The organism is Halobellus rarus (genome assembly GCF_024494595.1).
Classification (GTDB): Archaea; Halobacteriota; Halobacteria; order Halobacteriales; family Haloferacaceae; genus Haloquadratum; species Haloquadratum rarum.
This window is the reverse complement of sequence record NZ_JANHDI010000006.1, coordinates 178,792-198,493: the sequence shown is the minus strand read 5'-3', so window position 1 is coordinate 198,493 and position 19,702 is coordinate 178,792. Positions and strand designations below refer to the sequence as shown.

Here is a 19,702-nt window from a genome sequence, read left to right as displayed (position 1 = left end):
GATCGTGACCCCAACCGGTCCATCATAGCAAGGTTCCGACAAGGCAGATCCTCACCGCGCGACGGTTCAACCGACGTTAGATCGGGTAAAGCGATAATACCGGCGCTATTTCGGTATTAACCGGCGAGGACATCGCTCGTGGTCGTCTCGAGGCCACACGCCGTCGTGGACCGTCGAAGAAGGCCACCGGTTCGGACATCCCGCCAAGTACTCGTAAACGGAGGAAGACGCCGCCCGTCACTCGTCGTCCGTGGGGCCCGATCGCGATGTCAGGGAGTTAGCAGACGTATACTATTCTTTCGACCCGGCGAGCATCCGATAATGACATACCGTGTGGCGATTATCGGAACGGGACCGGATCCCGAGACGAGAGACCGCGACGGATACGCGATGGCGTACCGACACGCCGGGGGATACCGACGACTGGATTCGTGTTCGCTCGTCGCCTGTGCGGACATCGTCCCCGAGAACGCCCAGGCGTTCGCCGATCACCACGACCTCACGGCGGTTTATGAGGATCACGAAACGATGCTCAAGGAGGTCGAACCGGACATCGTGAGCGTCTGTGTTCCCCCGGGGGTTCACGCCGACCTCGTGGTGGACAGCGCGGAGACGCCCTCCGTCGACGCCGTCCACTGTGAGAAACCGATGGCGACCACGTGGGACGACTGTCGCCGGATGGTCTCGACCTGTGACGCGGAGGACGTCCAGTTGACGATCGACCACCAGCGGCGGCTATCCGAACCCGTGCAACGCGCCAAGAAGCTCCTGAAAGACGGCGAGATCGGCGATCTCAAACGCTTGGAGTGGTCGGAAGTCAACCTCTTCGACGCCGGGTCGCACCTCTTCGACCTCTGTGATTACTTCGTCGGCGGTGCGCGCGCCGAGTGGGTACTGGCCGGGATCGATTGCTCGCACGAGAACCGGTGGTTCGGGGCGCTCAACGAGACGCGCGCAATCGCGCGGTGGCGGTACGCCGACGGCACCGTCGGCTTCGCCTCGACCGCCGAGGACGGCGATACCGTCGTCGATGCGTATCTCCGGATCGTCGGCGAGGACGGTGTGATCGAGATTCAACCCGATGACGGGCCGGCGCTCCGGGTCCGTACGGACGGGGGGTGGAAAGAAATCGACACCGACGAGAACGTCTACGGGCCGACGCCCGGCCTCGTCCGTCTCGGACTCGACAAGGTCGCGAGTCTGATACCCGGAGCCCCCTCGCTCACACAGCCACCGACCCACTACGAACAGGCGATCGAACACCTCGTTTCGTCGTTGCAGAACGGAACGGAGCCTATTTTCTCCGGTCGACGGGTCCTCCGCGGAACGGAGTTGATCTTTGCGAGCTGGGAGTCCGCTCGACAGCGCGGCCGCGTGCATCTCCCCATCGACATAGCGGGGAACCCGCTCGAAGAGATGTACGAGGCCGGACAACTGGGTGGAGGGCAACTGGAAGCGACTCCCTCAGCCGAGTAGCCGGCCGCTACGCGCCATAGAGGCAGTAGTCTTCACCTATCGAAGAGAGAGACATTCAGTTAACGGTGAATATATAAAATGCCGAATACTTATTGCGGTTAATTGCACATTAACAGTCGCATGGCACGCAAGCTGGCACACGACCGAAAGTCCGACGAAACTGAAAGGGAATCGAACGGGGACGATCCGCCCGCGGCGCGAGGGGTCAGCGGGCGGATACTGGAACGCCGAACGTACCTCCGACTCGGCGGCACGGTGGTCGCAGCGGTCCTCTCCGCCGCTGGGGCCGTTCCGACGGTCGTAGCGGCCGCCGTCGGGAGCGACGACGACGTACATCGCCTGCGGATCAGCGGCTCGGGGACCGCATCGACGTACGAACTCACCGTCGACGGGAACCTGACGCCCGGCGCGGACGCGAGTCGGGACGCCGAGGCCCGCATCTCCGAGTGCACGGCGGAAGGAGCGATCACGACCGGCGAGCGGCGGTACCGATTCAGCGGCGAACTCCGCGACCTGCAGGTTGATGGCGATGTCGCCGTCACGCTCGACGGCGACAAGGTACGCCGTTCCATCGCTTCGAACGGGGGGCGCCGATGAGCGTCGGCAAGAGCAGGTGGGACGAGGTCGGGTACGTTATCAGTTCGCGGTACAGAGTTCTCGTCCTAGAGCGACTCATCGAGGGTCCGGCGACGCCATCGCGCATCGCCACCGATTCCGGCAGTTCGATTACGCACGTCTCCCGCGCGCTACAGCAACTGCGCGAACAGTCGCACGTCGAGTTGTTAGTGTCCGAGGACCGGAAGAAGGGCCGCATCTACGGCATCACAGGCGTGGGACGTTCGCTCTGGGAGACGGTAAAGCAAAAGAACCTCGGCTAGTTCGCGCGAGTATCTGTTCTCGGGGATCTCGTCAGCGCTAAGAATATATCACCCTCCGGTCTGGCGGGGGATCCGTCTCTCCTCGGATTAACGTTCGAAGCCGGTCTTCCGAGCCGCGACTGCGCCGAGGGGGCCGCTGGTCTACGGGCGAACGTTGAACGCTCACGAGGACTTCTGGTACGAGAACCCCCGGTGGAAGCGCCACGAGGTGGCGGACTAACGGACCTCCGCCTCCTCGAATGCCCTCGCCGACCTCAACGGCAACGGGTCGGAAGATCTCGTCGTCGGACAGGGTATCGGCTTCGGGGTCATTATCTGGTTCGATCGGCCCGACGACCCGCGCGAGCGGTGGACCAAGCGCGTCGTCCAGAGCGACTTCGGAAACTGTCACGACCCCGCGTTCGGTGACGTCGATTCAGGGTTTTCAAATTCGTTCGAGGCTGATGACTAGCATTCCGTTGACGACGGTGCCGAACGGGCGCGACGGCGTCGGTAGCACGTAGTTTCCGATTAACAATGACATAGAACGCAGTACGAAAATCTAATGGATTTGCCTTCGAACGGCTTCCGAGATGGTAGAACGCCTCGGGGACTCGCGCACCGATTCCTCGATTGGGCCGCGAGAGTGTCCGGTGGGGGCTCGCAGGCGACGGAGAACGCAAACGGCGTGACCGGTCCGGAACACTCGGGGCAGGACGGCAAGAGTGACCGACCCCGACTGGCCTTTTACATCCCGAACCTCTCGGTGGGGGGCGCAGAGCAGGTGACCGTCGACATCGTCAACGGTCTCGCGGCACGCGGCCAAGACGTCGAACTGATCATCTCGCACGCCACGGGTGAACTGCTGCCTAAGGTGTCCGACGAGGTGAGGGTAACGATACTTGGATCGACTCGATTGCCGGTGGTGGGTATCGTGGCGCACGTCCCCGCTCTCGCGCGCTACCTCCGCCGGGTCGAACCGGCGGCCATCTTTCCGCAGATGACGCACGCGAGCGTCACCTGCCTCGCCGCCCGCCGATTGGTGGACGTCGAGACGGCCGTCTTCCCGACGAAGCACTGCGCGTTCGGCGAGTCCGACGAGGTGACGCTGAAGTCCGAAGCGCTCAGGCGCTTGGCGACGGCGCTCTTCCCGACGGCTGACGGCATCATCGGCGTCTCTCGGGGCGTCGCCGACAGCCTCATAGAGAAGATGGACCTCGACCCCGACCGGGTCAGCGTCCTACACAACCCTGTCGAAATCGAGTCGATTCGAGAGCGAGCGAACCAACCGGTCGATCACGAGTGGGTTGAGGACGACGACGTCGATATCGTGCTGTTCGTTGGACGGCTCGAACGGCAGAAGGACCTCGAGACGTGGCTCAGGACGTTCGCACGCGTCCAGGAGCAGAATCCCGACACGAGAGGTATCGTGGCCGGGAAGGGGTCCCAGCGCGAGGCGCTCCAATCTCTGGCCGCCGAACTCGGTATCGAAGACGTAGTGTCGATCCCAGGGTATGTCGAGAACCCCTACCGATTTATGCACAAGGCCAGCACCTTCCTCCTCACCTCGCGGTACGAGGGACTCCCGACGGTCATCATCGAAGCGCTCGCCTGCGGGTGTCCCGTAGTGGCGACGGACTGCCCCAGCGGACCCCGAGAGATACTCGCCGAGGGCGAGTACGGACAGCTGGCGGCAGTCGGCGACGTGGACGGACTCGCCGACGCTGTCGTCCAGACACTCGCGGATCCGCTTCCCGCGGCGGTACTCAGAGGTCGGGCAGAGAACTTCGCGCCCGACCCGATACTCGACGAATACGAGCGGTTCATCCGGACGCACGTCCTTGAGAAGCGTCCGGTACCAGAAGCAGCGTGAGTAGACTCGAAAACGGCGACGGTGTCGAATCGAAAACAGACCGGAAATCGGTATCGGGCGGAGTCGGCCGCGCTACTCAAACTGTTCCAGCCACTGTCCAGTTTCAGTACGTCGTCTTCGATCTTCTCGAAGCTCTCGTTGAGCGGGACAGCGGGACGTGTCAGTTGACCATCCCCGTCTCGGACTGGACGTATCCGCCGTAGTTCGCGGTGGAGTCCGTCGAGTTCGGGGAGTCAGTGGTTGAGGAGGCTGTGGCGCCGACTTGATCGGCGGTGGGAACGGAGACGCTCAGCACGCTCCCGGGCTCGACGCTGCTGATGGAAATACCGCTCGCCGGGGCGATATTTCCGTCGTTGCCGCCGTTGACGAGTCGGTCGATGGAAGCCCGGTACAGTTCTGGAAGTAGACGCCAGACCCGCCCACGGTATCCGTGACGTACGCCTCTCCGGGGTATCGTCGTTCTGCTTGACCGCGTAGCCGCAGTCGTCGATGACGGAGTCGCGGATCGTCATCTTGCCGCCACCGTTGTCGGCGCCAGCGCCAGTGTGACCCTGTATCAGACAGCCGTCGATGACAACTTCGTCCGACGTGTCGGCGTCGAGACTGCTGTCGATGCCGTGGCCACCCGTGTCACCCTCGCGCTTCCGGCCGTTGAGCGAGATGGTCGAGTCGTAGATTCGGACACCGGGGGCGCGGAGTTTGATTCCGTCGACCGTCCAGTCCCGGACGACGCAGTCCCGACGGGGTGGTCGGGACTACCCGTGTCCTTGACCTCGATGCCCAGACCGATAGCGTAGTTCCGTTTGAGACCCTCCCCGCCGAGGGTGAAGTTCTTGAACCGAAGCCCCGAGACAGCCGTACCGGACGACGGCTTGACGTAGATACCGAAGTGGGTGTCCGTCTGACCGCCGGCCATCAGGAGTCTCGTCTACGTCGGGCCAGCGCCCTAGCAGTTCAATCCGCCCTGAGCCTCCGTGAGACGGATTGGAATCCGGTCATACTCCCCGCGATGAGGATGTCGCTCTCGGAAAGGTACACCGTCCCGTTCGGGGCCGCGGCGGCTCGCGCGGTTCGCTCTTCGTCTCGTCCCCGTCGTGCGGGGCTTCGTGTAAGTCCTCATCCCGTCCGAATCCGACACGTTCCTCGGTCTTAACCGTAGTTTCGACAGGGGGCAGCGATACTGATGCTTTTTTTACAGAAGGTGTGATTCGCTTTCCAGTTAGTTACTAGATAGGCGTAATTTGTTCTCCAATCGGCTACCAGATAGGTATCTACGTCCGGATTCGCGGAGAGCCTGAGGAGGGAAAACTCACGTTACAACGGCTCGAACAGTCGTCGTCAGTTATTTGTCGATTATTATGAGGCGTATTATTATCCACGTTGTCGGCGAAGGCCGAGCGTATGAGTGGAACCTGCGGCGGCGAGATGGATTCGGGCGAACTCGCCGATACGATCTCTCAACTCGACGGGTGGAACGCAGAGACGAGGTGGGAATTCGAAGTCGCCGACGGCGCGCTCGGAACCACCAACCCGTCCGTCGATTCGAACGGTTACACGACGTGGAGCGACGGGAAACACGCGGGGGTCGTGTACGGAGCGGTCACGAACCTCGACGAATTCGGCTACGACGAGCGAGCGCTGTTCACCGCAGTGCTGTCGGACCCGGTGACGATAGCGGCGGAACTCGAAGGCGAGTTTCTAATCGCCTGTTATGACGGTGCCGAGGACCGCCACGTCGTGGTAACCGACAAGTTGGGGGCTCGAACCTGCTTTTACGCCACCGGCGGCCGGTTCCTGTACTCGACGTCGATGAATTCGCTGGTGCCCCTCCTCGACGACCCGACCGTCGATCTGCAGGCTGTGAATGACATACTGCTTATGGGCCATATGTGGGGCGAACGGACGCTCCTTGAGGAGGTGCGGGCGATGCGGCCCGCGACCGTACTCGAAGTGGCCGACGGAGAGCGGTCGACGACCCGGTACTGGAAGCCGGATTACGAGGCGCACGGCGGCGACAGCGACGGCTACTTCGACGAACTGGCCGACCGCTACGAACAGGCCGCGAGGCGAGTGACCGGGACACTCCCCGAAGAGGTCGGAATCTGGCTGTCCGGCGGGCTCGACAGTCGGACGACGGCGGCAGCTCTCCTCCAGAACGCCTCACCCGGCCACCTCGACCGCCTCATCGCCTACGGGTACGACGCGAACCCGCCGACGGAGGACAACCCGAAGATAGCGTCGCAGATAGCCCGCGAGTTGGGCATCGAGTATTTGCAGATCCCGCTGACCGCGGAGACATTCGCCGAGGACATCGAGCGAGTCATCGACGTGACCGACGGGATGCTCCAGTGGAACACGACGGCGAACCTCTCCCCGTCCTACCACATCGAACGCGACGTGCCGGTGCTGATGGAGGGCGTGCAGGGGGAACTCATCGGCGACCATCTCCTGCGGTACCACTTCGACGAATCCCGGTCCATCGTTGAGACGCAGTTCGCGAGCGAGGCGTCTGCCAGCAAGAAGCAGGTGAACAACCTGCTCACCGAAGACGTTGATCCGGTGAGGACGTTCAAACAGGAGGCCGAGAGGAGTCCCGAGACCACCCACCGCGGGAAGGTACTCGATATCCACTACCAGAACTACTACGCTCGTGCCGGACTCGAAAGCAACCGGGTTATGCGCGACCGGACGGGAAGCCGTTCGATGCAGGTGGACGGCGACTACCTCGAGTGGTGTGCGAAAATGCCCCGTTACTACCGGAAGGGATCGTTCCCGCTGTCGCACCACGTGTTCAAGTCCGACGCAGGCGGCGTTCCGTACGGGACGTCGATAGCGAAGTTGGAGCTGTGTCGACGAGTATCTCCGACCCTCTCCGAGATACGGTACGAACGGACGAAGACGAAGCCGGCGCGGCCGTACCGGTTTCACGTCGCTGGATTCGTCGGCAACGTCGTCCTCAGCCGCCTCCAGTCGAAAGCCACCTACGCGGGCGGTCAGCTACAGGACTTTTGGATTCGGGACACCGATACGTTCGTCCACGAGTGGGTGTCCCAGTACATCGCCGACGCCACAGACCGGTCCTTCTTCGACGCCGACGCGGTCGAGGCGGTGTTTGAACGGCATATGAACGGCAGCAACAACGCCTCAATGCTTGCACGGATAACGACGCTGGAGTACTGGCTTCAAAATCACCTCGACTGAGTGCGAGAGAGAAGCGACCTACGCCGAGGGGTCGAACGCTCCGACGTACGCCCGCGTCGAACAGCCCCCGCCTCTCCGTTGGCGACCTGTTCGGAAATCCCGCCGACGCGCTAAGTGATGGTGGGCGTTGCACTCGCCATCGCCTCGTAGAGCACCGTCGGCCGCCCCTCAGAGTGACTGGGAAGGACGAACCACCATCGGACCGTACGGGGCCCGCTTCCAGAGGACGCGGCTACGGATCCCCGTCTCGCCGTAGGGCGGAGACGATTCCCTACCCTCGTGGCCGGTGAGGTGCGGAAACTGAAACGGCACATAGAGACGCTTTACGAGTTATTTACCGGACGTTACCACCCCAAATAACTGGTTCAGACAATTCGCCGGGGTCTGGATGTCTGCCTAACTTAGCGGTGCCGAGACGAGGAAGAGACAGGCCACGGCAGTCGACAGGCTATTATTTCTGCGAGCGCCCTACCTTCGTATGTGGCCCTGGGAACATGTCTTCTTCGCGTACGTACTATTCTCGCTGTACGTGCACGGCAGGCACCGGCGTCGACCGACGGACCCGGCCGTGGTGGCGCTCGCGGTCGGAGCGGTGCTTCCGGATCTGATCGACAAGCCGCTCGCGTGGCAGTTCGGCCTGTTCGAGACGGGATACGCGGTCGCGCACTCGGTGTTCGTCGTCGTTCCCGTCCTGTTCGGCGTCGCGCTTCTCGCGCGTCGGAGGGGGTCAGAGACCCTGACCGTCGCGTTCACCGTCGGATATCTCCTCCATCTCGTCGGCGACGTCCTGCCCGCCTCACTGTCCGGGCGAACGTTAGATCTCTCACCGGTCCTGTGGCCGATCTCGAACCGACTCCCGATCGATGCGGGGGGAACGTTCGCCGAAAGCACGGGCACGTTACTGGTCCGGTACCTCACACAACTGCTTACCCTCGATCTCACGCTGGTTGTCGGGCTCCAACTCGGATCGATTCTCTTCGGAACCGCGCTGTGGCTCCTCGATGGGCTTCCCGGCCTCGCAGTGTTCACAGCTCCGATCCAGCGGTTGCGCAAGGTGTGAGGGGTCGATTCTCCCGGCTGCAAAGGTGAGGTACTGATTCTCCGGCCCGCAAGGTGACGAGACACCGATTACCCAGACTGTGCCACCCTTTCGGGGTCTGGACGGAGGGACCGCACTGCCTCGTCGGCTAGCGTTCGAGCACCGAGCGACCGTGGTCGATCGCCGCTTCGGGGCTCCCGGGCTCGTCGTTCTCGTAAACGAGCCAGTCGACGTCAGTCCGGCGGGCGGCGTCGAGCACTCGGTCGAGGTCGAGAATTCCCTCTCCGGGAGGAACAGATCGGAAGGCGGGCGGGAATCGTCGCGTCCGTCGGACATCAGCGATGTGAATCAGCGGCATCCGGTCGCCGAGGTACTCGAAGATCGCCACCGGGTCGTAGCCGCCGGCGGCGACCCAGCCGACGTCCACCTCGAACGTCAGATCGTCCGTTCGGGAGACGAGTCGATCGAATGCCGTGACCTCGACTGTGCGAGACGATCCCCGGATCGTGAGATCGAGGACCTCGGCGGCGAGTCGCCAGACGATCCCGGGCGACGGGAGGCGCACAGGCGTCGCGAGTCCGTATCGGTCGAACAGGGGAAGAAACGGCTCTCGGGAGACGTGATACGAGAGCTGTATCCCGTAACTGTCGAGGCGGTCCGCGAGTCCTTCGAGACGCAACGCGAGCGCGTCGACGTCGTCCTTGGTCCGGAAGTACCCCCCGCTGAGGTGCGGAACGATGGCGTGGTTACACCCGACGTGACGCATCCGGTCCGCGAGGGCCTCGACGTTCGCTTCGATCCTCGTGAGATCCACGTGGGCGGCCACGGGGGTCACGCCGGTATCGTCGAGCGCCTCCCGGACGGCGTGCGGATTCGATTCGAGGAACGCGCCCGCGAACTCGACGCCCTCGAAGCCGGCGTCGGCGACGCGTCGGATCGTCTCGGGCAGCGGAGTGTCGATGTCGCGAAGCGTATGCAGTTGGATCGCCGACCGAGGCTGCGACCCGGAGACGGACGTCGGAGCGGTGACCTGAGCCATTACTGGCGGTTCGACGGAACGCGAATAGGTAATAGACCGCATATCCGGTCGGTAACCACCGCCTATAGCCGCGCTCGGGGCAAATGGCGAGATCGATGGGCTGATCCGCGAAACCGCTGGGCGCGTGCCCTCGGTTCACTCCGCGTACACGTCGAGCAGTAGTTCGCACGTCCGGTCCCAGTTCAGCGTGCGAGCACGCTGGTGATTCGCCCGACCCACGCTGTCGAGATCAGGTGATTCGTAGGCCCGTCGCAGCGCTCGGACCAATCCGTCGGCAGCGGGATCGTAGAGGAGGTCGTTTTCGGGCGGGATCGTCTCCGGGAGACAGCCGATCTTCGGAGCCACGATCGGCGTCGCGAACGACAGGCCGAGGTGCGCCGATCCGGAATTGAGTATCTTCCGATAGGGGAGTGTGAGGACGTCCGCCGCGTTCAGGTAGTACTGGATGCGGTCGTCGGGGACGTACGATAGTCTCGTCTCGATTCGCGGGTCCGCTGCGGCGAGAGTCGTAATCCGGGCTTCGATGTCGTCGGTGTACGGACTCCCGACGATCCAGAGTTCGGCGTCCGAAAAATCCAGCGACGAGAACGCCTCGACGAGTTCGGGAACTCCCTTGTACGGACGGACCTGCCCGAAAAACAGGAACACGAATGACGCGTCGTCGATCCCGAGATCTGACCTGGCCGTTGCCCGTGAAACGTCGTTCTCGTACGCGTCGATGTAGTTCCCGTCCGGAACAACGGATAGCTCTTCGGCCTCGGGGACGCGGTACGCGGCGGCGATTTCGGCGGCGGCCGCCGAGCACTTGACTGTGATCGCGTCGGCGACCCAGAACACGCACTCGCTGACGATCCGTTCGGTCCGGGGGTAGATCCCCTCGTGGCTCCGCTTGTTGTGAACCGTCCGTACGACCCGCACGTCCAACAGTGAGACAGCGAGGAGGTCGAGGAGGAACGCGGCCGCCCGCAGGTACGACACCAGATCGTTCAGGCGTCGGGACTCCAGATCGCCCGTCGCGTAGTAGTCGTATATCCAGTCTAGTTGCATCACGTCGGCGTCGCGGTTTCGGAGCACCGTCCGTGTGAGCGGAAAGAAAAGGAGCAGATCCGGGGTTCGCACCTCGATCCCGTGGTCTCGGAGTGCCCTCGATAACAACGTCATATACGCGTTCTCCTCGTACCAGCTGCCGCTCATCAGGAGAACAGTGAGTTCGTGGGTGGATTTCATCGGAGCGAGCGGTGACTGAGAGCGAGTCGTGACGGTCGGGGGTCGCTCTCGTGTCTCGGACCAGTTACTGTTCCGGTGCGTGCAATGATCATCGTATGACGGAGACGGGTGAGAGTCGGATAATTATACCCTGGATACCGGAGTTCGTGCACCCTCGTTCCGGTCTGGAGCCGATCTTAGTAATGATACTCGTTGACTCGATCCGGCGGGAGCGACCTGTGTCGAGGCGTTACCCACGGAATAACAATGCTCACTTCCGTCGGTGTGGGGAGTAATGGAACCTCGTGGTAGGAGCGTATCACTGATCGGTAATAGACGAACCACACGGAGATGAGAGATCGGCTTCGGGAGTTCGTGAGACGCCTCGTTCCGTCCGGCTCCGTCGTCCAGCGGACGATGAAGAGCGGCATTTGGGTGTCGATGACGACGGTCTCGGTCCGGTTCTCACAGATATTGATGCTCATCGTCCTCGCGCGGCTGCTCTCGCCGCGGGACTTCGGGTTGATGGGTATCGCGCTCCTGACGGTCTCCGCGACGAGGCGGTTCACCGACATCGGGATCAACGCCGCACTCGTTCAGGACGTCGAGGAAAACGTCGACAAGTACCTCAACACGACCTGGAGTCTGGAGGCCGGTCGCGGCTTCCTCATTTTCGCCGTGCTGTTCGTCGCGGCACCGTTCATCGCGGACCTGTTCAGCGAACCGGGCGCGACGATTCTCATTCGGGCGCTGGGACTCAGCCCGCTCCTGATCGGAATGCGGAACCCCGGGGTGGTGTACTTCCAGAAGGACCTCTCCTTTCACAAAAACTTCGTCTGGCAGAGCAGCGCCGCCCTCGTGCAGTTCGTCGTCGGCGTCGGGTACGCGCTGTACTCTCCCACTGTCTGGGCGCTCGTGTTCGCCTCCCTGAGTCGGTCGTTCGTCAAGTTCGCCCTCTCGTACGTCCTCCACGACTACCGCCCCTGGCCCGCGTTCGAAGTCGAGACGGCGAAAAAGCTCATCAACTACGGGAAGTGGATCACCGGCGCGTCCATCGTGGGCTTCATTTTCAGCGAGGGCGACGACGCCTTCGTCGGGTGGTTCCTCTCCGCGACGGCGCTGGGGTTTTACCAGTACGCCTATCGGCTCGCCGATACGCCCGCCTCGGAGTTCTCCGGGATTATCTCAAAGATCACGTTTCCCGCGTACTCGCAGTTGCAGGACGACCTTGACGAGTTGCGGGAGGCGCTCATTCAGACGACCCGTCTCACCGCGTTCGTTGCCTTCCCGCTCGCGTTCGGGATCGCCCTGGTCGCGCCGAGTTTCGTCCCGGTCGTCCTGGGCGAGGAGTGGGAGCCGATGATCGTGACGATGCAGATCCTCGCGCTGTACGGACTGATGCACGCGATCACGCGCAACTTCGGTGCCGTCTGGAAGGCGCTCGGGCGGCCCGACTACATCGCGAAGCTCGGGTTCCTGCGGGTGTGCTGCATCGCGCTCTTGATCTGGCCCGCCACGGCCAGGTGGGGCATCGAGGGAACGGCGCTCGTCGTCGTCGCCGTGTACATCGTTCCGATGTTACCGATCGACGTCTACCTCGCCGCGCGGATCGTGAACGGCCGTTCGATGCAGCTCTACACCGAGTACGTCTACCCGTTCGTCGCCGCCACCGTGATGTTCGGGTCGCTGCGGTATGCGACCTCGGTGACCAATCTCCCCCCGCTCGTCGAACTCGTCGTGCTCGTCCCGACCGGCGCGCTGCTGTACTTCGTCGTCGCCTACCTGCTCGAACGGCAGTTCGACTGGGGCATCGAGCACAACCTCCGGATGATCAGGGACGGACTCAGAGGGTGAGATAGTGGCGTTTGCACGCCTTCGCTCACTCGATCGCACGCCGTCATACGATCGGGTGAGCAGCGGGTCGCAAATGCTACTGTACTGTCCGCTGTCGACGTGGGGAGTGGCACTGAACCCAAAGCCAGGTGTTCAGTTTTCTTCTCGCCGCATAGCTTGAAGTAGTCAGTTCGCGTATAGTACGGTATGAGCCGCGAAGTACACTTCAGCGACGTCAACGAGGCCCTCGAAGAGCTAGAGTATCCGATCGAGCGGTCGGAGGCCGGTGCGGAACTGGCCGACGTCACGCTCGTTCTGGCGGACGGACGCGAGGACTTCGGTGACCTAGTCAGCCAGACCAGCAGCGACGTCTTCGAGTCGGCCGAAGACCTCGAAGCGGAACTGCACAACACGCTCCCGCGGGGAGCAGTGGGCGAGCCGTATCAGTCCGAAGGCGACGCCTAATCGAACGCATACCGACGGTATCGCCGGACGGCGTACCGATAGGACCCGTAGGAGACGCCCGCCGTCGTCAGCACGTACACGGAGAGCCCCCCGGCGACGAGCGGCGTCGCAGTCAGCCGTCCTGAAGCGACGAACCACGTCGCGAGGAGGCCGATGACCGTGCCGCCGCCGACGACGAACAGGTACGCCACCATCACCAGCGTCGAGGGAACGACCGTCTCCGCGCCCCAGAACTCGCGCTCCTCGTAGATCGGATACGAGGCCCCCAGCCCGACGGAGAAGAGCGACGCGGCGACGCACATCGGGAGTCCGACAGCGGCGAACGCCCCCGCCAGTTCCGGGGCGGCACCCAGGCCGAGAGCGGCCGCGGGAACGAGAGCGGCGACCGGCGCGGAAACCGCGACGCCGGCGGTGACTCGACCGCGCACGAGTGTTCGAGGGGTCGTCCCGCTGAGAAGTACCAGGGAGAGTTGCGGCCGATCGTCGCCGAGAGGATTCAGCCCGAACGTCGCGCCCGCGAGGTACGTCGCGAGGCCGACGCCGGTCGCGGCCGCGAGCGCTCCGAGCGCGTCGCCCGAGGACTGGACGAACGTGGTTCCGACCGGACCGAGGAAGAAGACGATCATCACCAGGTGGCTGAACTCCTGGGGGTGTCGCACGGCGCGGACCAGGTGCCCCCACGCGATGCGTCCCGGTTTCGTCGCCGCGAAGGGACGCGGGGCGGCGAACCCGCCGGACGACGTCTTCGATCGCGTCGCTCGCTCCGGTTTCGACGCGTCGGTGAACCAGAGCGTCTTCGCCGAGCGAGCGGCGACGGCGGTCCCGAGGGGCGTGAGCGCGACGAACAGGAGCAGGATTCCGGGACCTACCGGCGAGAGCGATCGGGAGAGCGGCGTGCCGAGGAACGCGACGGCGACGTACTCAGTCAGCGGGCCGATCGTGACCGCGTCGAGAGCCCCCCGAACGGAGAACGATCCGTCGGCGACGAGGCGGCCGATCGACTGCGACGCCAGGACGAGCGCGAGCATCCCGAGGAAGCCGCCGATCTTCGCCGCGCGACCGAGCGCGGGGAGCCACCGGAAGAGGCGGAGGAACCCGATGCCCAGCGCGTACCCCCAGACGGCCGCCCAGCAGACGAGCGGGAGCACGACGACCGCGACCGTCAGCGGGAACGTCGCCGAACCGAGCCCGAGCGCGAACGCGGCGACGACCGCGGCGATCGGGAGCCCGAACCATATGGCCAGCCGTGCGATCTCGGCGCAGATAAGGCCGATCACGGCCGCACGCGGGTGGACGGTCGAGAGCAGGAGTTCCTCGGCCTCCGGGCGTCCGATCCGTTCGAGCGTCCGCAGGGCGGCCAGTGCGACGAGAAGAAACGGGAGTGCAGTCGCCGCGGGGCCGAGAAACGGGATCGCGTCCGCCGACCGAACCGTCCGCCCCAGCAGGTACGCCGTCGGGAGCGAGAAGAGGAGGTTGCCGCCGAAGAACAGGACGGCCACGGCGAGACCGAGGAGTCGCCGCCGGTCGCGGGCGTACCCGCGGACGCTGCGGACGAACTCGGCGCGAGCGATTCGCAGACCGTGTCGGAGGTCAGCTCGAAGGCTCATACGCGCTCGGAGCCGGAGTCGGTTTCCTCGGCGTCGACGACGTCCTCGCCGCCGCTCGTGACCGCGAGGAAGGCGTCCTCAAGCGACCCGCTGTCTCCCGTCGCCGCCCGCGACGTCACCGCGTCGGGCGGGCCTTCGGCGACGAGTCGGCCCTCGTAGAGGACGCCCACCTCGTCGGCGACGGCCTCGACGACCGGCAGGATGTGCGTCGAGAGAAAGACCGTGGTCCCCGCGTCGGCGAAGGCCAGGATCGATTCCCGGATCCGTCGCGCCGCGCGGGGGTCGAGACCGGAGGTCGGTTCGTCTAAAAAGAGGACGTCGGGGTCGTGGAGGACGCTCTGCACGAAGGCGGTCTTCTGTTTCATCCCCTTCGAGTACTCGCTGATTCGCCGGTCGGCGTCGTCGAGCAACTCGAACTCGGCCAGGTATCGATCGATACGCTCGTCGGCGACTTCGCCGGCGATGTCTCGGAGGTCTGCGACGTACTCGAGTTGTTCGCGCGCGCTGAACTCCTCGTACAGCGGCGGCGTCTCGGGGAGGTAGCCGACGTGACGGGCCAGCGCGCGGCGGTCGGCGACGTCGACGCCGCAGACCCGGACGGTCCCGCTCGACGGTCGCGAGAGTCCGGTGAGGATCCGCATCGTCGTCGTCTTTCCCGCGCCGTTCGGCCCGAGGAACCCGTACACGGTGCCGGTCGGGATCGAGAGCGAGACGCCGTCGAGGGCGACTTCCGACCCGTACCGCTTCCGGAGGTCGTCCGCTTCGATGGCGGCGGTGTTCGTGGAGGGCATCGCGTGCGTGGTCCTTCGAGGGCCACCGCCTAACGGTTGTGGATCGCGGGAACCGCCTCGCTGTCTCGATCGAAATTGTTATTTCACTGTGAGATACCAGTAGACAAACGATGGCCCGAATTGGTCCCTCCCCCCGCAGACGTGCACGAAGCGACGCCCACCGGCGAACCCGCGATGCCGACTCCGGAGATCCGTACCGGGTCCGTTTCGCCCGCGATGGATCAACGCCGCGAGGTCGCGGGCGATGACGCTGTACGCCGTCGAAGCGATCGACGACGCCATCGACGCGACGCGGGAATTCCTCTGGCCGTTCGACCTCGGCCGGTGGGCGCGACTCGCGCTCGTCCTGTTTTTCGTCGGCGGCGCAGGCGGGACGCCGCCGTTCCAGTTCGGCGGCGGCGGGCCGAGCGGAACGGGGTCACAGACGCCAAACGTCTCCGGAATCCCCGAGACAGTCCCCCCGCCCGGCGGCGCGGAATTAGCGGTGATCGCGGCGATATTCGGGACCATCCTCGCCCTCGGTCTCGCGTTCGTCTTCGTCGGATCGGTGATGGAGTTCGTCTTCGTCGAATCCCTCCGACGCGAGCGCGTGACGGTCCGGCGGTACTGGAGCGAGCGCTGGCGACAGGGCGCTCGGCTGTTCGGGTTCAGGGTCGTCCTCGGGGCGCTCACGCTCGGAGTTATCGGTGGCACCCTCGCGGCGATTCTCTGGCCCGTGTTCGTCGGCGAGGCCGCTGTCTCGGTGGGGCTGCTGTTTCTCGCGATCCCGGTGTTCGTGGTCGTGAGCGTGATCAGCGGCCTCGTCGGCGGCTTCACGACGATGTTCGTGGTGCCGGTGATGATCGCCGAAGACAGGGCGCTCCTCTCGGCGTGGCGACGGTTCTGGTCGACGCTGACTGGACAGTGGAAGCAGTACGCCGTCTACGCCGTCCTGAGCTTCGTTCTCCAGTTAGTCGCCGGGATTCTGTCGAGCATCGTGACGGTGCTCGCGGCGGTGGCAGTCGCGATCCCGTTCGGGATGGTCGGGCTCCTCGGCGTGGGGCTATTGAGCGTCTCCGAAATCGCCGGCTGGGCGCTCATCGGACTGGCAGTCGCGCTCTTCGTCATCGCGGTGATCGTCGTCGGGCTGTTCGTGGCCGTGCCGGTCCAGACGTATCTCCGCTACTACGCGTTGCTCGTGCTCGGCGACACGGAGGCGGCGTTCGACCTGATCCCGGAGCGGCGAGCGGCGATTCGGGAATGAGCGCTACGTAACGGACGAGGGGCGCTTTCAGAGGCCCAATGCGTCGGCGTGGCGATCGAGGACGGTCCCGAGATCGAGATTCTTCGGTTCGAGTTCGTAGCGGACCCGCACGACCGGCATCTCCACGTCGATCAGTCGAGCCAGGTCGTGGGGTGTCCCGGCGACGACGACGTCCGGGTCGGCGTTTCGTATCGTCGCTTCCAGGTCCGCTAGCTGTTCCTCGCTGTATCCCATCGCCGGCAGGACCGTATCGAGGTGCGGATATGCGTCGAATACGTCCCGCAGCGATCCGACGGCCGCCGGTTCCGGATCGATGATCTCCGCAGCCCCGTACTCGCGGGCGGCGATCAGCCCCGCCCCGTACGAGGCGTCTCCGTGAGTGACCGTCGGGCCGTCTTCCACGACGAGGACGCGCGTTCCGGAAATCGCCGCTCCGTCGGCGGTGATCGTGGAGTTCGCGTGGATGATCTCCGCGTCGGGGTTCGTCCGGCGGACGTTCTCTTCGACTTCTCGAATGCCTGCCGCGTCAGCGGTGTTTTCCTTATTGATGAGCACGTAATCCGCGAGTCGAAGATTGGTTTCGCCGGGGTGGTACCGCAGTTCGGACCCGGGACGGAGTGGGTCGGCCAGGACGACGTGCAGGTCGGGGACGTAAAAGGGCAGTTCGTTGTTGCCGCCGTCCCAGACGAGTATCTCGGCCTCGCGCTGGGCCTGCCGCAAAACCGCCTCGTAGTCGACCCCCGCGTAGACGACGTGGCCCCGTTCGAGGTGGCTCTCGTACTCCTCGCGCTCTTCGATCGTGACCCCACTCCTGTCGAGGTCGGCCATCGTCTCGAAGCGCTGGACTCGCTGTGCGGCGAGGTCGCCGTACGGCATCGGTTCTCTGACGACGACGACGTCCCTGTTTCGGTCGCGAAGGAGGTCCGCAAATCGGCGCGCGGTCTGGGACTTCCCGCAGCCGGTTCGGACAGCGTCGACAGCGACCACCGGGACGGATGCATCGAGCATCATCCGATCCGGGCCGATCAACCGGAAGTCGGCCCCGGCGGCGAGCGCCCGCGAGGCCTGGTGCATCACGTGTTCGTGGGAGACGTCCGAGTACGAGAACACCACGGTGTCCACGCCTTCCGTATCGATGATCGCCTCCAGTTCCGACTCCGGGCGGATCGGCACGCCATTGGGGTACGAGTCTCCGGCGAGTTCGGGCGGATACCGGCGGTTGGGCAGTTCGTCGAGTTCACCCACGTTTTGCGTGGGGGTGTGGGTGAAGGCGACGACCTCGGTCGCCTCGTCGTCTCTGAAGACCGTGTTGAAATCGTGGAAGTCGCGTCCCGCCGCGCCCATAATAACGACTCGAGTGGAGCCCATCGTATCAGTACAGTCCGTCGGACACGGGTAAACGATTTTCCACGATGCGGACGGAGCGATGCTCCGACCGGGAGAGCCAACGATAACTCCACGGGGGGTGAAGCTTTCGTATGGACGGTTCCGCCTCCGATCCGAAGGCCGGTCCGATCGTCGTCGCGCTCGGTGGGAACACCTTACTGGGTAAGGACGCGCCGTGGACGGTCGACGAACAGCTCTCGGCAATCGAACGGACGGCCCGACAGGTCACAGCCGCCGTCGAGGACGGGTTCGACGTCGTACTCACCCACGGGAACGGGCCACAGATCGGAAACCGCCTGCTACAGCAGGAGAATACGGCCGAGACGCCACAACTGCCCCTGGACGTTCTCGTCGCCGAGACGCAGGCGCAGATCGGCTATCTGCTCCAGCAGGCGCTGGATAACGAACTGGACGGGCCGACGGACTTCTTTACGGTCGTCACACAAGTCGTCGTCGACGACGACGATCCGGCCTTCGAGAACCCGACGAAACCGATCGGTCCGTTTTACACCGAGGCGGAAGCGTCGGAGGTAGCGTTCGAGACCCGACGTGTTACGACTGGCGAGCGGCCGTTCCGTCGCGTGGTACCCTCTCCCGAACCCGTCGAGATCGTGGAGGGAGACGAGATCACCCGTCTCGTCGAGCGGGGGAATCTCGTGATCGCCGCGGGCGGTGGAGGCGTTCCTGTCGTCCGCGACGACGGTCTCGGCGGCGTCGAAGCGGTCGTCGACAAGGACAAGGCCTCCCAACTGCTCGCCGCCGAACTGGGAGCGGCGACGCTCGTGCTGCTAACCGACGTCGAGTTCGCGTACCTGAATTACGGGGAGCCCGAACAGCGGCCCCTTCGGGAGGTCGCCGGTGAAACGCTTCGCGCACATCTCGAATCTGACGAGTTCGACGAGGGGAGTATGCGGCCGAAAGTCGAAGCGTGTCTCAGATTCATCGAGCAGGGTGGCGATCGGGCCGTGATCACCTCGCCGGATCGGTTCTTGGCGGCACTAGCCGGCGAGACCGGAACGCAGGTCCGGGCGTGATTCCGACGACGAGGACCGACAGCGCCGCTTTTTTTGTACTCGGAGGAGTACCCTTGGTTCCCGAAATATAACGGTTCAAATATGTACGAACAGATACTGGTTCCGACGGACGGAAGTGAGGAGACGCAGGACGCGGTCGACCACGCGGTGGACCTGGCCGTGACGTACGATGCAACGCTGCACACGCTGTACGTCGTCAACACGAACGTCGGTGTCGATTCCGCGGTCATCGGCACGCTGGAGGCGCTCGAAGAGTCGGGTGAGAACGCGATCGAAGCGGTGATCGATCGAGCACAGGACGCGGGAGTCGGCACCATCGAAGGGTCCGTCGCCCGGGGAGCACCCCATCAAGCGATCCTCGATTACGTCGACGAGAACGACATCGACCTCGTCGTGATGGGCACGCACGGGCGTTCGGGACTGGACCGATACCTGCTCGGAAGCGTCACCGAAAAGGTCGTCAGGCTGTCAGACGCACCGGTGATGACGGTCGGGACGCCGACCGGTTCGGTCGAATAGCCCCCTGGAGCCCACAGAGCGACGTTTTCACAGCGTAGCAATGAGGGCTATCGGTTACGTTTCGTCAGAGGGACTTCCGTTCGAGTGATGAACTCGGACTAATCCGCTCGATTCGGGAAGTCTATAGAACTGA

The 19,702-nt window shown here is 64.1% G+C and carries 16 protein-coding genes; 11 read left to right on the top strand and 5 right to left on the bottom strand.

Going from position 1 to position 19,702, the window contains the following annotated elements; genetic code table 11:
• The first annotated feature begins 321 nt into the window (after window positions 1-321).
• From NO876_RS07880 to NO876_RS07855, 6 genes are all read left to right on the top strand, one after another.
• Entirely contained in the window at window positions 322-1,476 is a 1,155-nt protein-coding gene (locus NO876_RS07880; protein ID WP_256421141.1) for a Gfo/Idh/MocA family protein, read from the top strand.
• A gap of 120 nt (window positions 1,477-1,596) precedes the next feature.
• Window positions 1,597-2,073 (top strand): hypothetical protein, encoded by a 477-nt coding sequence (locus NO876_RS07875; RefSeq protein ID WP_256421140.1) that lies wholly within the window; start codon window positions 1,597-1,599, stop codon window positions 2,071-2,073.
• A complete protein-coding gene (locus NO876_RS07870) occupies window positions 2,070-2,354 on the top strand; it encodes a winged helix-turn-helix domain-containing protein (protein WP_256421139.1) in 285 nt (94 codons plus the stop codon). The genes NO876_RS07875 and NO876_RS07870 overlap by 4 nt, the downstream gene beginning before the upstream one ends.
• Window positions 2,355-2,979: 625 nt before the next feature.
• Complete coding sequence (locus NO876_RS07865) at window positions 2,980-4,206, top strand: glycosyltransferase (protein ID WP_256421138.1); 1,227 nt, start codon at window positions 2,980-2,982, stop codon at window positions 4,204-4,206.
• Between the two features lie 1,401 nt (window positions 4,207-5,607).
• Window positions 5,608-7,407: an asparagine synthase-related protein gene (locus NO876_RS07860; RefSeq protein WP_256421137.1), complete on the top strand. Its 1,800-nt coding sequence runs from the start codon at window positions 5,608-5,610 to the stop codon at window positions 7,405-7,407.
• Window positions 7,408-7,885: 478 nt separating this feature from the next.
• On the top strand, window positions 7,886-8,467 hold the full coding sequence (locus tag NO876_RS07855) for a metal-dependent hydrolase (RefSeq protein WP_256421136.1): 582 nt from the start codon (window positions 7,886-7,888) through the stop codon (window positions 8,465-8,467).
• Between the two features lie 127 nt (window positions 8,468-8,594).
• Here NO876_RS07855 and NO876_RS07850 read toward each other — a convergent pair whose 3' ends face one another.
• Window positions 8,595-9,485, bottom strand: coding sequence for a sugar phosphate isomerase/epimerase family protein (locus tag NO876_RS07850; protein ID WP_256421135.1), 891 nt, complete (start codon window positions 9,483-9,485; stop codon window positions 8,595-8,597).
• A 135-nt stretch (window positions 9,486-9,620) separates the two neighbouring features.
• A complete protein-coding gene (locus NO876_RS07845; RefSeq protein WP_256421134.1) occupies window positions 9,621-10,712 on the bottom strand; it encodes a glycosyltransferase family 4 protein in 1,092 nt (363 codons plus the stop codon).
• A 330-nt stretch (window positions 10,713-11,042) separates the two neighbouring features.
• Here NO876_RS07845 and NO876_RS07840 point away from each other — a divergent pair, with 330 nt between their 5' ends.
• Both NO876_RS07840 and NO876_RS07835 read left to right on the top strand, forming a co-directional pair.
• Window positions 11,043-12,545, top strand: coding sequence for a lipopolysaccharide biosynthesis protein (locus NO876_RS07840; protein ID WP_256421133.1), 1,503 nt, complete (start codon window positions 11,043-11,045; stop codon window positions 12,543-12,545).
• 186 nt (window positions 12,546-12,731) lie between these two features.
• Entirely contained in the window at window positions 12,732-12,989 is a 258-nt protein-coding gene (locus NO876_RS07835) for a DUF5789 family protein (protein WP_256421132.1), read from the top strand.
• On the opposite strand, the gene NO876_RS07830 is transcribed toward NO876_RS07835, so the two are convergent.
• The gene (locus NO876_RS07830) at window positions 12,986-14,596 is read right to left on the bottom strand and encodes a hypothetical protein (protein WP_256421131.1); all 1,611 of its coding nucleotides are present in this window, start codon (window positions 14,594-14,596) and stop codon (window positions 12,986-12,988) included. The two genes, NO876_RS07835 and NO876_RS07830, sit on opposite strands and share 4 nt — an antisense overlap.
• Window positions 14,593-15,387: an ABC transporter ATP-binding protein gene (locus NO876_RS07825; protein ID WP_256421130.1), complete on the bottom strand. Its 795-nt coding sequence runs from the start codon at window positions 15,385-15,387 to the stop codon at window positions 14,593-14,595. The genes NO876_RS07830 and NO876_RS07825 overlap by 4 nt, the downstream gene beginning before the upstream one ends.
• Before the next feature lie 244 nt (window positions 15,388-15,631).
• On the opposite strand from NO876_RS07825, the gene NO876_RS07820 reads away from it, so the two are divergent.
• Complete coding sequence (locus NO876_RS07820) at window positions 15,632-16,630, top strand: DUF7544 domain-containing protein (protein WP_256421129.1); 999 nt, start codon at window positions 15,632-15,634, stop codon at window positions 16,628-16,630.
• 27 nt (window positions 16,631-16,657) lie between these two features.
• Here the strand turns inward: NO876_RS07820 and NO876_RS07815 are convergent, their stop codons facing one another.
• Window positions 16,658-17,998 (bottom strand): cyclic 2,3-diphosphoglycerate synthase, encoded by a 1,341-nt coding sequence (locus NO876_RS07815; protein WP_256421128.1) that lies wholly within the window; start codon window positions 17,996-17,998, stop codon window positions 16,658-16,660.
• 110 nt (window positions 17,999-18,108) lie between these two features.
• Between NO876_RS07815 and arcC the strand changes: the two genes are divergently transcribed.
• Complete coding sequence (gene arcC / locus NO876_RS07810; protein WP_256421127.1) at window positions 18,109-19,050, top strand: carbamate kinase; 942 nt, start codon at window positions 18,109-18,111, stop codon at window positions 19,048-19,050.
• Between the two features lie 81 nt (window positions 19,051-19,131).
• Window positions 19,132-19,569: a universal stress protein gene (locus tag NO876_RS07805; protein WP_256421126.1), complete on the top strand. Its 438-nt coding sequence runs from the start codon at window positions 19,132-19,134 to the stop codon at window positions 19,567-19,569.
• Window positions 19,570-19,702: the final 133 nt, after the last annotated feature.

Coding starts and splice junctions, on each gene's coding strand:
- NO876_RS07880 (WP_256421141.1), top strand. CDS start 322: ATGACATACCGTGTGGCGATTATCGGAACGGGACCGGATCCCGAGACG.
- NO876_RS07875 (WP_256421140.1), top strand. CDS start 1,597: ATGGCACGCAAGCTGGCACACGACCGAAAGTCCGACGAAACTGAAAGG.
- NO876_RS07870 (WP_256421139.1), top strand. CDS start 2,070: ATGAGCGTCGGCAAGAGCAGGTGGGACGAGGTCGGGTACGTTATCAGT.
- NO876_RS07860 (WP_256421137.1), top strand. CDS start 5,608: ATGAGTGGAACCTGCGGCGGCGAGATGGATTCGGGCGAACTCGCCGAT.
- NO876_RS07855 (WP_256421136.1), top strand. CDS start 7,886: ATGTGGCCCTGGGAACATGTCTTCTTCGCGTACGTACTATTCTCGCTG.
- NO876_RS07850 (WP_256421135.1), bottom strand. CDS start 9,485: ATGGCTCAGGTCACCGCTCCGACGTCCGTCTCCGGGTCGCAGCCTCGG.
- NO876_RS07845 (WP_256421134.1), bottom strand. CDS start 10,712: ATGAAATCCACCCACGAACTCACTGTTCTCCTGATGAGCGGCAGCTGG.
- NO876_RS07840 (WP_256421133.1), top strand. CDS start 11,043: ATGAGAGATCGGCTTCGGGAGTTCGTGAGACGCCTCGTTCCGTCCGGC.
- NO876_RS07835 (WP_256421132.1), top strand. CDS start 12,732: ATGAGCCGCGAAGTACACTTCAGCGACGTCAACGAGGCCCTCGAAGAG.
- NO876_RS07830 (WP_256421131.1), bottom strand. CDS start 14,596: ATGAGCCTTCGAGCTGACCTCCGACACGGTCTGCGAATCGCTCGCGCC.
- NO876_RS07825 (WP_256421130.1), bottom strand. CDS start 15,387: ATGCCCTCCACGAACACCGCCGCCATCGAAGCGGACGACCTCCGGAAG.
- NO876_RS07820 (WP_256421129.1), top strand. CDS start 15,632: ATGACGCTGTACGCCGTCGAAGCGATCGACGACGCCATCGACGCGACG.
- NO876_RS07815 (WP_256421128.1), bottom strand. CDS start 17,998: ATGGGCTCCACTCGAGTCGTTATTATGGGCGCGGCGGGACGCGACTTC.
- arcC (WP_256421127.1), top strand. CDS start 18,109: ATGGACGGTTCCGCCTCCGATCCGAAGGCCGGTCCGATCGTCGTCGCG.
- NO876_RS07805 (WP_256421126.1), top strand. CDS start 19,132: ATGTACGAACAGATACTGGTTCCGACGGACGGAAGTGAGGAGACGCAG.